15 protein-coding genes are annotated in these 14,424 nt (G+C 41.4%); 8 read left to right on the top strand and 7 right to left on the bottom strand.

Annotated elements, in window-relative coordinates; genetic code table 11:
• The first annotated feature begins 8 nt into the window (after positions 1-8).
• The 7 genes from mce to ACTWPM_RS00320 all read left to right on the top strand — a co-directional run bounded on the left by mce (position 9) and on the right by ACTWPM_RS00320 (position 7,616).
• Positions 9-821 carry a methylmalonyl-CoA epimerase gene (mce, locus tag ACTWPM_RS00350; RefSeq protein WP_443131084.1) on the top strand — a complete coding sequence of 271 codons (813 nt, stop codon included), beginning with the start codon at positions 9-11 and terminating at the stop codon, positions 819-821.
• Between the two features lie 6 nt (positions 822-827).
• Entirely contained in the window at positions 828-2,375 is a 1,548-nt protein-coding gene (locus ACTWPM_RS00345; RefSeq protein WP_443131083.1) for an acyl-CoA carboxylase subunit beta, read from the top strand.
• A gap of 75 nt (positions 2,376-2,450) precedes the next feature.
• Complete coding sequence (locus ACTWPM_RS00340; protein ID WP_443131316.1) at positions 2,451-3,569, top strand: M20/M25/M40 family metallo-hydrolase; 1,119 nt, start codon at positions 2,451-2,453, stop codon at positions 3,567-3,569.
• A 135-nt stretch (positions 3,570-3,704) separates the two neighbouring features.
• Complete coding sequence (locus ACTWPM_RS00335) at positions 3,705-4,952, top strand: DNA polymerase IV (protein ID WP_443131082.1); 1,248 nt, start codon at positions 3,705-3,707, stop codon at positions 4,950-4,952.
• 77 nt (positions 4,953-5,029) lie between these two features.
• The gene (locus tag ACTWPM_RS00330; RefSeq protein WP_443131081.1) at positions 5,030-5,158 is read left to right on the top strand and encodes a YpzI family protein; all 129 of its coding nucleotides are present in this window, start codon (positions 5,030-5,032) and stop codon (positions 5,156-5,158) included.
• Between the two features lie 27 nt (positions 5,159-5,185).
• A complete protein-coding gene (locus ACTWPM_RS00325) occupies positions 5,186-5,338 on the top strand; it encodes a small acid-soluble spore protein P (RefSeq protein ID WP_443131080.1) in 153 nt (50 codons plus the stop codon).
• A gap of 946 nt (positions 5,339-6,284) precedes the next feature.
• A complete protein-coding gene (locus ACTWPM_RS00320; protein WP_443131079.1) occupies positions 6,285-7,616 on the top strand; it encodes an amino acid permease in 1,332 nt (443 codons plus the stop codon).
• On the opposite strand, the gene ACTWPM_RS00315 is transcribed toward ACTWPM_RS00320, so the two are convergent.
• Together ACTWPM_RS00315 and ACTWPM_RS00310 are read right to left on the bottom strand one after the other, a co-directional pair.
• The gene (locus ACTWPM_RS00315; RefSeq protein WP_443131078.1) at positions 7,599-8,228 is read right to left on the bottom strand and encodes a LysE family transporter; all 630 of its coding nucleotides are present in this window, start codon (positions 8,226-8,228) and stop codon (positions 7,599-7,601) included. The two genes, ACTWPM_RS00320 and ACTWPM_RS00315, sit on opposite strands and share 18 nt — an antisense overlap.
• Before the next feature lie 111 nt (positions 8,229-8,339).
• Positions 8,340-8,582 (bottom strand): hypothetical protein, encoded by a 243-nt coding sequence (locus ACTWPM_RS00310; RefSeq protein ID WP_443131077.1) that lies wholly within the window; start codon positions 8,580-8,582, stop codon positions 8,340-8,342.
• A 119-nt stretch (positions 8,583-8,701) separates the two neighbouring features.
• Between ACTWPM_RS00310 and ACTWPM_RS00305 the strand changes: the two genes are divergently transcribed.
• Positions 8,702-8,926: a DUF3892 domain-containing protein gene (locus ACTWPM_RS00305; RefSeq protein ID WP_443131076.1), complete on the top strand. Its 225-nt coding sequence runs from the start codon at positions 8,702-8,704 to the stop codon at positions 8,924-8,926.
• A gap of 69 nt (positions 8,927-8,995) precedes the next feature.
• Here the strand turns inward: ACTWPM_RS00305 and ACTWPM_RS00300 are convergent, their stop codons facing one another.
• From ACTWPM_RS00300 to ACTWPM_RS00280, 5 genes are all read right to left on the bottom strand, one after another.
• Positions 8,996-10,357 carry an aldehyde dehydrogenase gene (locus tag ACTWPM_RS00300; RefSeq protein WP_443131075.1) on the bottom strand — a complete coding sequence of 454 codons (1,362 nt, stop codon included), beginning with the start codon at positions 10,355-10,357 and terminating at the stop codon, positions 8,996-8,998.
• 14 nt (positions 10,358-10,371) lie between these two features.
• Positions 10,372-11,298, bottom strand: a complete 927-nt coding sequence (gene rnz, locus ACTWPM_RS00295) for a ribonuclease Z (RefSeq protein WP_443131074.1) — start codon at positions 11,296-11,298, stop codon at positions 10,372-10,374.
• A gap of 161 nt (positions 11,299-11,459) precedes the next feature.
• Positions 11,460-12,476, bottom strand: a complete 1,017-nt coding sequence (gene namA, locus ACTWPM_RS00290) for an NADPH dehydrogenase NamA (protein WP_443131073.1) — start codon at positions 12,474-12,476, stop codon at positions 11,460-11,462.
• Positions 12,477-12,479: 3 nt separating this feature from the next.
• Positions 12,480-13,634: a glycosyltransferase gene (locus ACTWPM_RS00285; protein ID WP_443131072.1), complete on the bottom strand. Its 1,155-nt coding sequence runs from the start codon at positions 13,632-13,634 to the stop codon at positions 12,480-12,482.
• Complete coding sequence (locus tag ACTWPM_RS00280; protein WP_443131071.1) at positions 13,634-14,389, bottom strand: glycerophosphodiester phosphodiesterase; 756 nt, start codon at positions 14,387-14,389, stop codon at positions 13,634-13,636. Before ACTWPM_RS00280 ends, ACTWPM_RS00285 begins: the two co-directional genes overlap by 1 nt.
• Positions 14,390-14,424 lie beyond the last annotated feature (35 nt).

Here is a 14,424-nt window from a genome sequence, read left to right as displayed (position 1 = left end):
TGATGGTGATGAAGCCTATACGAGTTTTAATAGCAAAACCGGGTCTGGATGGCCATGACCGGGGTGCTTTAATAATTGCCCAGGCGTTAAGAGATCACGGAATGGAAGTTATTTATACAGGTCTCAGACAATCGGCTGTACAGATTGCAAGAGCTGCCATACAAGAAGATGTGGACGTTATTGGTCTATCTTCCTTGTCAGGAGCTCATAAGTCGTTGTTCCCTAAGGTGGTCGAGGCATTAAAGGAGCAAGAAGCAGCAGATATCCCTGTCATCGGAGGCGGGGTAATTCCAGCGGAGGACATCCCCTATTTGGAATCAAAAGGGGTGGCTAAGATATTTACCAGCGGCTCCCCTACTGATGCGATCGCTGTATATATTAAGCAATTGATTCATAAAGAAACGGTGCAAACACCTAAAAAGATTGCGCACATCGGAATTGCCGTAGAAAGTATTGACATGACCCTTCCATTTTATCAGCATACACTAGGAATTGACCTTGAATCTGTAGAAGAAGTAGATTCCGAGCAAGTAAGAGTAGCTTTTTTAAATATTGGTGAAACAAGAATTGAACTGCTTGAGCCTCTTAGTGAGCAATCTGCTATACAATCCTTTTTGAACAAAAGGGGCGAAGGAATTCATCATATTGCTCTTGAAGTCAATGATATTTATACTCGTTTGGAACAATATAAACAACAGGGCATCCCCTTGATTCATGAAGAACCAAAATCAGGAGCTCATGAAAGCCAAATTGCTTTTCTACATCCAAAAGCTGCCAATGGTGTGCTTTATGAGCTTTGCCAACCAAAGTCTAAGGAGTGATGAGCTGTGGATATTTTCGATAAAATTAATGAACTTTACGATAAACGCCGTCAGGTCCAAATGGGGGGCGGGGATGAAAGAATAGATAAGCAGCATGACAAAGGAAAATGGACAGCGAGAGAACGGATTGATTACCTTGTTGATGAAGATTCATTTATTGAATTGAATCCATTCATCGAACACCGCCATGATGCTTTTGGAATGGATGGAAAGACAGCTCCTGGCGAAGGAGTAGTTACGGGATTTGGAAAGATAGATGGACGGGATATTTATTTATTTGCTCAGGATTTTACCGTATATGGCGGCGCACTCGGTGAGATGCATGCAAAGAAAATAGCAGCCGTAATGGATCTAGCTGTTAAAAACGGCACGCCTTTCATTGGTTTAAATGATTCAGGAGGAGCAAGAATTCAAGAAGGAGTATCCTCTCTGGATGGGTACGGCCAAGTTTTTTACCGTAACTCTATTTATTCAGGAGTCATTCCTCAAATATCTGTTATTATGGGACCGTGTGCGGGTGGAGCGGTTTACTCACCTGCCATTACCGATTTTGTCATTATGGTAGAAAAAACCTCTCAAATGTTCATAACCGGTCCAAAAGTAATTGAAACAGTTACAGGTGAACAAATATCCTCTGAGGATCTTGGCGGGGCTAAGGTTCATAATACACTGAGCGGAAACGCTCATTTAAAGACGGAAGATGAAGCCGCTGCTCTCGACGCCGTTAAAGACTTAGTCAGCTATCTCCCTCAAAATAACAAGGAAAAACCTCCAGAAGCGGAAGTAAAGGAAGAAGATGATTATCTACCTGACCTAACGGATAAAATTCCTTTTGATCCGCTGCGCCCTTATGATGTAAGGATCATCATTGATGAAGTAGTCGATAAAGGATCATTCTTTGAAATCCACAAAGATTTTGCGAAAAATATAGTGGTAGGCTTTGCTCGTTTAAATGGAAAGACAGTGGGACTCGTATGTAACCAGCCTAAATACATGGCCGGCGGTCTTGATATTGATTCCAGCGATAAAGCTTCTCGATTTATTCGCTTCTGTGATGCTTTCAATATTCCATTAATTACTTTCGAAGATGTAACAGGCTTTTTTCCTGGCATCAAACAGGAACACGGCGGCATTATAAGACATGGAGCGAAGATCTTATATGCATATTCCGAAGCCACTGTTCCAAAACTGACAGTGATTACCCGTAAGGCCTATGGAGGAGCTTACGTAGCATTAAACAGTAAGTCCATTGGTGCGGATCTTGTTTATGCATGGCCGAATGCAGAAATAGCCGTAATGGGACCTGAAGGCGCAGCGAATATTATTTTTGCCAAAGATATAAAGGAAAGTGAAAACCCTGAAGAAACACGGAAAAGCAAGATCGATGAATACCGGGAGCGGTTTGCTAATCCCTATGTAGCAGCAGGACTCGGTATGGTTGACGATGTAATTGATCCTAGGGAAACGAGGATTACATTGATAAAGGCGCTGGATATGTTAAAAAATAAACAAGAAGACCGTCCATATAAAAAACACGGAAACATCCCTCTATAATTGACACCACCTCTTAGTTCAGCTAACGTACTAAGAGGACATGGTTTACATACGAAGGAGGACAATGAAATGGTTATGATTAATAAAGAGCGCGTGCTTGAAGAATTTTTAGAATTAGTCCAGGTGGATTCTGAAACTGGAGCAGAAGCTGAGATTTCAGCAGTTCTTAAGAAAAAATTCCAGGACCTTGGACTTGAAGTAGTGGAAGATGATGCAAAATCCATTACCGGTCACGGAGCAAACAATTTAATCTGCAATTTAGAAGGCTCTAAAAAAGAAGCAGACCCTATATATTTTACTTCACACATGGATACTGTGGTTCCAGGAAACGGAGTAAATCCTTCCGTAAAGGATGGGTATGTGGTAAGTGATGGAACAACCATACTCGGAGCGGATGATAAAGCCGGAGTAGCAGCAATTCTAGAAGCGATCCGTTCCCTACAAGAACAGAATGTAGAACACGGAGACTTACAATTCATTATCACTGTTGGAGAAGAAAGTGGACTTGTAGGAGCGAAGGCCCTGGACAGTTCACTTTTAAAAGCTAAATATGGTTATGCCATCGATAGTGATGGGGCAGTCGGAAATATCATCGTTGCCGCACCTACACAGGCAAAAATAAACGCAGTGGTTAAAGGGAAGACGGCCCATGCAGGCGTCGCACCTGAAAAAGGGGTTTCTGCTATTACTCTTGCCTCAAAAGCAATCGCCAGGATGCCGCTTGGTCGTATTGATGAAGAAACCACAGCGAATATCGGTCGCTTCGAGGGCGGACAGAAGACAAATATTGTATGCGACCATGTAGAAATATTAGCGGAAGCACGTTCTCTAGTTCCTGAAAAGATGCAAGAACAAGTAGAGAAAATGAAGCAAGCCTTCCAAGAAACAGCTAAAGAAATGGGAGGCGAAGTCGATTTGGATGTTGAGATCATGTATCCAGGCTTCAAGCAAAAGGAAGGCGACCAGGTAGTAGAAATCGCCAGGGCAGCTGCTTCTAAGATTGGCAGGGAAAGCAAGCTTCTTACTAGTGGCGGAGGAAGTGATGCCAACATTATTGCTGGTTACGGCGTTCCAACGGTCAATTTATCAGTAGGTTATGAAGAGATTCATACCACGAACGAACGCATTCCGGTTGCGGAACTGGAGAAAGTAGCAGAATTTGTAACAGCAATTATTCAGCAAGCAGCAGAATAATAAGAGAATAGTTAAAAATCCCGGACTTAAATTCCGGGATTTTTTTTGCTAGTATTTCAAAGTTATTGTGGTTCTGGCCTTATTTCAAATATGTTACAATAGAAGAACAAGAGTTCGAAAAAAGGAAGGATTAATGTGTCTAGATGGTATCCCAAAAATGGAAGGGTCATATTTCATGTAGATATGAACAGTTTTTACGCTTCGGTCGAAATGGCATTTGATCCCCAATTGAAAGGGAAGCCGCTTGCGATTGCCGGAAACCCTGAAGAAAGGCGTGGAATTGTTGTTACAAGCAGCTATGAGGCAAGAAAATTTGGTGTAAAAACAACAATGCCTGTAGGAGAGGCTAGACGTTTATGCCCGGAATTAATGGTTATGAGACCTAATTTTGAAAGATATCGTACGGCTTCGAAAGAGATGTTTAAGATTCTTGCAGATGTGACCTCACTCGTTCAGCCTGTTTCCATTGACGAAGGGTACATGGACATTACTGATTGCGCGGGTCAAGGATCTCCTCCTGAAATTGCGGAGCGGATACAGCGTCGAATTGCAGAAGAACTTGATCTTCCATGCAGCATAGGTATAGCTCCAAATAAATTCCTGGCAAAAATGGCATCAGATATGAAAAAACCTATGGGAATTACGATATTAAGAAAAAGAGATTTAGAGAATAAATTATGGCCGTTACCGATTGAAGAAATGTATGGAGTGGGCGAAAAAACCGCAGAAAAGCTGAGAAAGGTTAAGATAGAAACAATTGGAGATCTGGCGGTACATCCTGTTCTTGAATTAAAGCGTCTGCTCGGTATTAATGGGGAGCGGCTGCAAAATCGTGCGAATGGCGATGATCAGCGCCCTGTTGATCCTGATGCAGTGCATGAATTTAAAAGTATTGGTACTTCTACTACTTTACCCGAAGATACTACGGATGATCAGGAAGTGCGCAGTGTGTTGAGAAAATTAACACATAAGGTAGAAGTCCGTATGAAAAATAAAAAAGTGCTCGCGCAGAATGTACAAATTATGATTCGTTACCACGACAGAAAAACGGTGACAAGAAGCCGTCAATTAAAGGAATTCATCCAGTCAGCCGAGGATTTGTTTCAAGTGTCTTTACAGCTCTTTGATGAACATTGGAATCAGGAACCAATACGGCTTCTTGGAGTAACTGCTCAAGATTTAGCTGAAAAATCCGAGATTACTCAGCAGCTTGATTTATTTAATTATGAACAATATGCAAGTAAAGAAAAGTTATATAAAGCTATTGACGATTTAACTGAAAAATATGGGAACAACCCATTCCAATCGTTATCTGCTCCTCAAAATAACACTGTTACCACCAGCTTTCAAAAAGACTTTCTGGATGACTTTAAAAAGAAATAAAGAAGATATTACAATGAGACAGGAGAGTATGACTCCTGTCTCTTTTCTCATACTAAGAGCGAAGGGAGGATATTTATATGGGCAAAGATCGACAAGAAAAGAAATTAAAAAAATCAAGAAAAGTGGAGTCTGACCGAGATCAGCAATTGAGTTATCCAGGAGCTACTGGTATGGAAGGTCCTGAAGAAGCAAGAACGCGCAAATAAATTCAGTTTAAGAAGGAGGATTAAACGATGTCACCTAGGAAAAAAGGACCCAAACAGCAAACTAAACCAAATTTGACAACAGGCCCCGACCAGCCTTACGGCACTCCTATAGAGGGCTCCCATAAAGTTAAAAACCAAAACCATTCCCGTCAAAACCAGAAAACTTCTCATGATATGTAATAAAAAGGCAGCTCAGCTGCCTTTTTATTACATATCATTGAACATTATTATAGGTATTTCATACGCACGTTATTAAACAAAAGGGCCGTTTACTTGAAGACTCAGTTTCGAGATATTGGGTTATAGTGAAGGTCCTTCGGGGGACGATTTCGCTTTCCGCGGGCATGTGCTGAGCTTCCTCGGGCTTAACAGCCCTGCGGGATCTCCCCGATCATGTTTATTCCGCAGGAGTCTTCATCATCCCCCTTCGGACCTTGCTAAATCAGGAGCTCGAAACGGCTTCAAATATCCTTCGCGTGATGTAAAATTAAATCATATGGTTTTCTGCCCATTTTCAGGATGGAACTACCCGCAATAGCTTGTCCTAAAAGGATTTAATTGAGATGAAGCAGAAGAATTTTTCTCTTCTGGAAGGGTCCGTTATTCTCCTGTGGCTGGGTTGGTGGGGAAATAGCGAGACTCCCATGGGAGAAGGAACTAGGTGAGATCCCGCAGGGAGTGAAACGAGCGAGGAAGCTCATGGTAAAAGGAGGATCGACTAAGGTCGCCACGTCCTGTGGCAACGTCGATCGACCCTACGTCGTGCAGGGCCATAGGAAAGTGTTCAAATGTGGAATCACCCCGATAGACACGAACAGCATAAGCCGACCATCAAAAGGATGGCGGTTTTTCCATCCGTTGATGAGCGGCTTATGTCTCGAGGGTCTGGGTGATGGAACAAGACGAGTTATTTCCCCACCAGCCCTCTTCCAAATATAGTAACCGTTCCCATTTATCTCGAAACTGAGTCTTCCAGTAATGGGAGCTTTTCTTTAACACCGGGGTTTGACCGGAGTATTTCATCTAGCTTCTCCTCGTATGAGAACAGAGGTATGACATATACTATTTTCAAATCAAACTTACATGTAAATCCGCTAATCGATTTTATTGGAAGGGATAACCCCGTATGGACAAACAGGAAACAACAGATAACAAGAAAATCCAGTGGTGGCAGCTGTCATTAATTGGAGTAGGGTGCACCATTGGTACGGGCTTCTTCCTTGGATCAGCTTTGGCCTTGAAAAGAGGGGGGCCAGCCGTACTTCTTATATTTTTGCTTGCTGCTTTAGGAACTTATGTAGTCTTTGATGCCTTATCAGCTATGACAGCCGAAGATCCTCAGAAAGGTTCCTTTCGTGCTTATGCTAAAAAGGCTTATGGCAGATGGGCAGGCTTTAGCAACGGATGGGTTTACTGGTCTTCTGAACTTCTTATAATGGGGAGTCAATTGACAGCTTTAGCCATCTTTGCTCAATTCTGGTTCCCGAATGTCCCGCTTTGGGTTTCCTCAAGTATATTCGGGGTTCTTGGAATTGGAGTTATTATAACCGGTGTAGCTGGATTTGAACGATTTGAAAACATATTTGGCGTTATGAAAATAGCAGCCATTCTAATGTTTATAATTATTGCTTTTCTTGCTGTAGGGGGATTTCTAAAAGGCGGGCAGCCTGACCCATCGTTTACATGGGACAGTAAAGGATTACTGCCAGTTGGTATAACAGGATTGTGGGCAGCTTCCATTTATGTATTTTACAGCTTTGGCGGGATTGAAGTAATGGGTATTATGGCGAATGAACTAAAGGATCCAAAAGATGCTCCTAAGTCAGGAATATTTATGCTTTCATTGCTTACAACAATTTATATAGTATCCATTGGTCTGGCATTGTGGCTCGTGCCTTATACTAAATTTAATGGAGATGAGAGTCCTTTCATTACTGCTTTAAGTAAGTATGATTTATCTTTTGTGCCTCATGCATTTAATGGAGCTTTAATCATTGGAGGTTTTTCCACTATGGTGGCCTCATTGTACGGAATCACGACGATATTAACTTCTTTATCAGAAGATGGCGACGCACCTAAATTTTTTTCTAAAACAGGTCCTAGAAAAGTCCCGTATTATGCTGTGCTTTTAACTATTGGAGGTTTAATCGGTTCGATAATAGTTGCTTTACTGCTCCCGGAAAAGATATATGAATACTTAACGACAGCTGCGGGCCTTATGCTTTTATACATCTGGCTGTTTATCCTGTTTTCCTATAATAAAATTATGGAGTTAACTTCATTTAAACGATTGAAACGAATAATAGGATTAGCGCTGATTTTACTGGCGGTTTCAGGAACATTATTAAATAAAACGAGTCGAATTGGTTTTTTTGTGAGCGTAGGGTTTTTATTGGTTATAGGTGTTGTAACTCTTTTCATGAAAAAGAAGTGGAAGCATTCAAAAGTGGAAGAGTAATTTGAATGCTTGAAAACCAAAATAAAAAGAAAATCCTAATAAGCTTAGACCTGACAGGAATGAAATTACGTGGAGCAGGCTTGGTGTTAAAACTTTTCGAAAGCCACTGGAGACGAAAGCCATGAAGAGATCCCAGATCATTAAACCTAGAAGTACAGCTCCTCCATAAAGCAGAACATGAGCCAGATTATAACGTTGGATGGTGTCAGCAAGAATACTCCCGTAAATACCCAGCCAGAAAAGAATGGATAATGGATTTGTAATAGCCAGCAGAAAGCCGTTTGTAAATGTTTTCTTTATGGATTCCTTGCTCCTGGATTGTCCAACTCCAATTTCTTTTGTTCCTTTAAAACTTTCGAAAGCCGTATAAAACAATACAAATGCTCCGAATAACCATAGAAATGATTTCATCATAGGAATCTCTAAAAAGTGAACCACTCCAAAAAAAACACAAAGAATAAAAAATAAATCAGCAATAATAGATCCAAGCCCAATCGCCCAGGAATGCAGGAAGCCGTTCTTGATACCTTGATCAATTTGCGCAGCGTTAATTGGACCAATGGGTGCAGCTAGCGATAAACCAAGCAAAATGTAACTAAAAAAAACTCCCATCAGGACACTCCCTCTTAAATGGCTTGTCCTAAATATATTCAGTGTCATAGAAGGTTATGTAATAGAGATAAATAAATAAGCCACTGTGCTCAAGCACGGTGGCTTATTTAGTCAGTTGGAAGCCTGATAGGTTTCCACAATGAGACGAAGTAAATCGGTGGCCCGCTGAATTTCTTTCTGGTCAGCTTCAGAATCTAAGTCAAGGTCATGTTTTAATCCATTTAGAGCTTCTTCAGCTATTTTCACTTGCTGCTGAGCTTCCGCATAACCGGTTTGATTTTCCTGCATCCGCTCCACTGCTCGTTTCGCTCTGGACAACTGTTCGGTTACTTGTTCAAATTGAGTTAGGGTCATGATTTTCCCTCCTGTTCTTATCGTTAATTTAACTATAATTTCAGTATTTATACCCTTAAGTGGTTTAATCATCATAATTCAGTTTAATGGATACATACTAAGAAAAAGGAGGAGTTGACATGGCAGAACGAATTATCGCAGTGAAGAAAAATGGAGAGGGAAGTATAGTGGAGATGAAGTTATCATCAGGTCAAGTAGTGGATTATCATCAGGCTCATCAGATGGCCAGAAATGGAGAGCTTGAACACGTGAATCTAATACGAGGTAAGGATGGAGAAGATCATCTGCGAAGTCAGCCAGATGGAGATCCCGATAATAATTTAGATAATCTTCCATCTTTCTAATTTGAAATATAATTAAAACTATAGAGCAGGGGCGTGACTAATATTAGTCACGCCCCTGCTTTTTTAAGCTTAACCGAGTACCTTTTTAATAATTGTTAGTCCTAAAGAGGAGCCCGGATATCTGAATTTCTGGTCGAATTTCGTTGTTTGTTTCGTAATGCTCTTCAAATGAGTAAAGGTATCAAAACTTGCTTGTCCGTGATAGCTTCCCATCCCGCTCTCCCCAACGCCCCCAAAAGGAAGATGAGGATTTAAAATATGGTAAAGGGTGTCATTAATGCAACCGCCTCCAAAGGGAATGGACTTCGCTATCTCTTCTTGATCTTCTTCGCTTTCTCCGAAGTAATAGAGAGCTAGTGGTTTTGGACGGTTATTCACTTGAGTGATAACTTCTGATAAGTTATCGAACGTTAAGACCGGAAGAATAGGACCGAAAATCTCCTCCTGCATCACAGTGTCTGACCAATTCACTTGATCCAGGATAGTAGGTTCAATCTTTTGGCGCTTTTCATCCAGAGCTCCGCCGGAAACTACCGTACCTGCATCCATATAAGCGGAAACTCGCTGGAAGTGCTGGTCATTCACAATTTTTACGTAATCAGGGTTTTCCAGAGGCACTTTCCCATAAAATTCATGGATATATTTTTTCATGGCCTTGATTAGTGGAGCCTTCACTTCATGATGGACGAGCAAGTAATCTGGAGCAATGCACGTTTGTCCTGCATTAGTAAATTTCCCCCACACAATCCGTTTGGCAGCGAGGTCAATAGCCGCGTCTTTATTAACGATCGCGGGACTCTTGCCCCCCAGTTCTAACGTCACGGGAATTAACTGTTTACTGGCTTTCTCCATAATCTTTCTTCCGACGGGCACACTTCCCGTGAAAAAGACATAATCAAGTGGCTGTTCCATTAGTTCTTGTGTCACTTCTTTATCACCTTCGACTACTGCAATGTAGTCAGGGGAAAAGTATTGTTCCACCATCTTTTTAATGACCCATGAAACTGTCGGAGTAAGTTCAGATGGTTTAATAATAACGGTATTACCCGCCGCAATAGCTCCAAGTACTGGAGCTAGAGCCAGTTGGAATGGGTAGTTCCATGGGGCAATTACAAGCACAGTTCCATAAGGTTCTTTATAAATGATATTTTTAGAACCTTTATGGGTTAGAGGCGCTTTGACCTTACTAGGAGCCATCCATTGTTTCAAATGCTTTACATGATGATCAATTTCGGTTTTTAAAAGTGCAATCTCTGAAACGTACGCTTCGAATTCAGATTTGTTTAAATCAAATTTCAACGCTTCAATGATCGGTTTTTCAAACGTGCTAATCATTTTCTTCATGCGCAAAAGCTGATCCTTTCGGAACTGATAACTTCTGGTGTGACCTTCTTCGTACCACCGTTTTTGTTGTTGAACAATGGTTTGCATCACGTTGTCCTCCTTCACGTATTACGTGTAATTGGGTACTGAAAAAAATCATGCGCAATTCTTGTATGAGCAAATATATTCCTGGCTTCTGTTTCGAGTTGTTTAAGTGCGCTCCCCTGGTAGCGGGAGGAGATATGATTGAGAATAAGCTCTCTTACATTAGCTTCTTTGGCAAGAGTAGCTGCCTGATTTACCGTCGAGTGAAAGTAATCATAGGCCATCTGATTTTCATCACTGGCGAAAGTTGCCTCATGAACAAGAACATCCGAATCTTTAACTTTATTCTTTAGCTCAGGGAGGTAACGCGTATCTCCTAGGATTGATACTTTTCTACCTTTTTTAGGAGGCCCTAAAACATCTTTTCTATAAATGACCTTTCCATTATCCAAGCGCGTTTGAGATTGGCTTTTAATCAATTGGTAAATAGGTCCGGGTTCAAGCCCCAATTCTTTAAGTTTAGATGGTTTTAGTTCTCCGATTTTGTCTTTTTCAGTTAGAATATAGCCATAGCTTTCCAGCCCATGCTGCAAAGAAACTGCTTCCACTACAAACTGCTCATCTTCAAATAGAATGCCTTCTTCAACTTCCTCCACATAAAGAGGATAGCGCAAATGAGTGCCGCTGATTTGCAGACTAATGTCAATATACTCTTTTAATCCCCTCGGGCCGTAAACGGTTACAGGGGTTTCGCCACCCTGGAAAGAACGGCTGCTAAGCAGGCCGGGGAGCCCGTAAATATGATCACCGTGAAGGTGGGTGATAAATATGACCTCGATTCTTCTTGGTCTCAGATTTGTATGTAAGATCTGTTGCTGCGTTCCTTCTCCACAATCGAAAATCCAGGTTGTCCCACGTTCTTCCAACATGCGGAGGGCAAGAGAAGAAACATTTCTTTCCTTTGACGGAACCCCGGACCCCGTACCTAAAAAAAATAGTTCCATTAGAACTCCCTCCTACTAATCTCATCATACCACCTGAAGACTTGTAACACACTTCTAATCCACTATTTATTGTTAATTAAGTTTTTCTATATAAGCGTCTGGTTCTAAATGAAGGTATGAAAATTAACATCCACGATGAATAAGACACTCGGTGAAGTGGGCTACCAAGCTCTAGTATATTGTCTTGGACCTTCAAGTTTATATCCAAGTTCATCGGCTGCTTGTTTAGGCCAATAAGGGTTTTTTAACAATGCACGAGCTAGAAAGATAAGGTCTGCGCGTTCATTCCGTAAAATTTCTTCGGCCTGATTCCCGCTCGTAATCATTCCAACAGCTCCGGTATCAAGCCCAGCTTTAGCTTTAATTTCTTCGGCATACTTGACCTGATATCCTGGGTAGGGATCAATAGATGCCGGTACTACACCACCCGAGCTTACATCAATTAAATCAACACCTTGCGCCTTCATTTTTTCAGCAAAGTAGATAAAATCCTCCATTTTATTTCCATCTTCATGATATTCAGCTCCGGAAATTCTTACGAACAGCGGGCCACTCCATATTTCTCGCACAGCTTCAATGGTTTCATGCAAGAATCTATATCGTTTGTCTCGAGAACCGCCATACTTATCTTTTCTGAAATTAGAGAGAGGAGATAAAAACTGGTTAATTAAATACCCATGCGCCCCGTGGAGCTCAATGATATCAAATCCTGCACTTTTGGCACGTTTTGCCCCTTCTTTGAAGGACTGTACCGTATCATTTATTTGCTGAGCATTCATTTCAACAGGTGTTTTTAAAGATTCATTAAAGGCTGTAGCGCTTGGAGCTAAGATGTCACTGTGCAGATTAGCCTTTCGGCCTGCATGAGCAAGCTGGATACCAGCTTTTGCTCCGTGACGGTGAATAGCTTCTGTAAGAGTTGCCAGACCATTAATATGATCATCAGACCAGATCCCGAGATCTTCGTGTGAGATTCGTCCTTCAGGAGTGATCGACGTGGCTTCAGTCATAACCAGACCAACCTGGCCGGCAGCCCGGCTTTCATAATGGGCTAAGTGGAACGGCTGGGTATGACCATCCTGATTATGTGAAGAATACATACACATGGGCGACATGACAATTCTATTTTTCAGTGTCACATTTTTAATTGTATAGGGTGAAAATAATAGGTGTTTCAATAGCTATTCCTCCTCAGAGTTACGATAGTATTTCTTCAGCTCCTTTAGTGAATAGCGGCTGCCACGCCACTCAATACCTCCACGAAGAAAGGTTAGAAGCAAGGCTCTTGAGAGCATATAGATAAATAACATAGCAAAAAAGGGTAGTCCGAAAACCATCCAAACAGAATATGTAGTAAGGTGCCGCGTGGTTAAAGCATATAAATAAAATAACAAACCGATGGTAAAAGCGCTAATTATTTGAAGCGGAAGACGGTCACTCCAAATGGTTATAAAAGGAAGTATTTGAGAGGTGAACACACCGAGTATAGCTAGCAGTGCAAATGAAACGGAATAATTTAACCCGGCAAAAGCGTTTTTCTCAAATCCTTTAAAAGCAGAAGGAAGATCAGGATACCATTCCACAGATAAGCTTCGGAGTGCTGTAACCAGGTTCTGCCTGTAACCCAATTTTTTAATGCGCAGACCCATAGCAAGATCGTCGTCCGGACGGAAGCGGATCGCACGATGCCCACTTATTCCTTTGTAGCATGCGTTGGTCAGGAGTTGAAAAGCACCTACTCCCATTCCTCCCTTATTTGAAGGTCTATTAGCCGTCCAAGGACGTTTTAGATATGCAAATCCAAAAAGAAAGAAGGAAATTAACCCTTTTAGAAAAAAAGAACCGGCCCTGAGATTCGGGGCTGCGGTCAAGTGATCGAGGTTTTCCTTTTTTAAAAAGGTGACGGCCTGGGAGACCACGTTCTCGTGGAAGTAGATGTCTGCATCTGTAAATAGTAAGTATGTACCCTTAGCCTGTTGGGCTCCAATGTGAAGGGCATGATTCTTTCCCAGCCATCCAGATGGTAAGTTATTGATTGTAATAGAATGAACATTTGGATGATGAGCGGAGATATTCTCAATAATCGAGCCGGTCAAATCTGTAGAACGATCATTAACTGCCAGGATTTCAAGCTTTACGTATTTTTGGTTCAGAAGTGTCTCGATGGTTTGTTTAATTGATTCTTCCTCATCTTTAGCGGCAATAATAACGGAAATAAGTGATCTTTCATCTTTACATGCTTGATGGTCGATCGAAGGAAGACTTTTGAAACCTCGCTGAAAATCGACAAAGATTATCATCCAGAATAAGAAGATAAGAATCATTAGCCAGAACATTAGAAGAACCCTTTCCTGTTATTAGGCATAAGCTTTCGATATTCAAGTGCTTGATGAGGGACATCAGTAAAAATGCCCTCGACACCCAGCTGATAGCATTTTTTCATATGCGAAGGACGATTGACCGTATATATGCGAAGCTTCAAATTTTCTTTTTTGCAGCTCTTTACTAATTTCTTATCTAATAACCGATACTTTACATGAAGAGCATCTGCTCCTAAAGACTTAGCATAATCCGGAAGATTAATCATCTTTGTAGAGGTCAGAAAAGCCGTTTTAATTGAAGGATTTATACGATTCATTCGCATGATGGTGTCGGAGTTAAAACTGGAAATCACGGTCCGTTCAACCACATCATATTTTCTTAGCATTTCATACACAATTCTTTCAATATCTTTATATTCAATTACATTGGTTTTTAATTCTGCATTAAGAAACATCGGCTGTTCCTTGAACCAGCGCAGGAATTCGTCTAGTGTTACAATATAAGAATCAGAAAATTCTGGGGAAAACCAGGATCCAGCATCAAGCAGGCGCAGTTCCGAGTATGTATAATCCTGCACAAACCCTGTGCCAGTCGTCGTCCTGCGTAAGTTCTCATCATGAATAAGTACAGGAATTTGATCCTTCGTCAGCTGAATATCTGTTTCAATTCCTTCAGCATGAGCAGAGCGCGCCAATTCGAATGCGGCCATCGTGTTTTCCGGTGCAAGGGAGCTTGCGCCCCTGTGCGCGTAAATCAGCGTTTTATTCAATAAAGTTCACCTCTTATTCAGGTTGGACCTCGAGT

The sequence above is a fragment of the Halobacillus sp. K22 genome (genome assembly GCF_052246795.1).
Lineage (GTDB): Bacteria > Bacillota > Bacilli > Bacillales > Halobacillaceae > Halobacillus.
The sequence above is the reverse complement of the archived record's forward strand: the minus strand, read 5'-3'. Positions and strand labels throughout refer to the sequence as shown.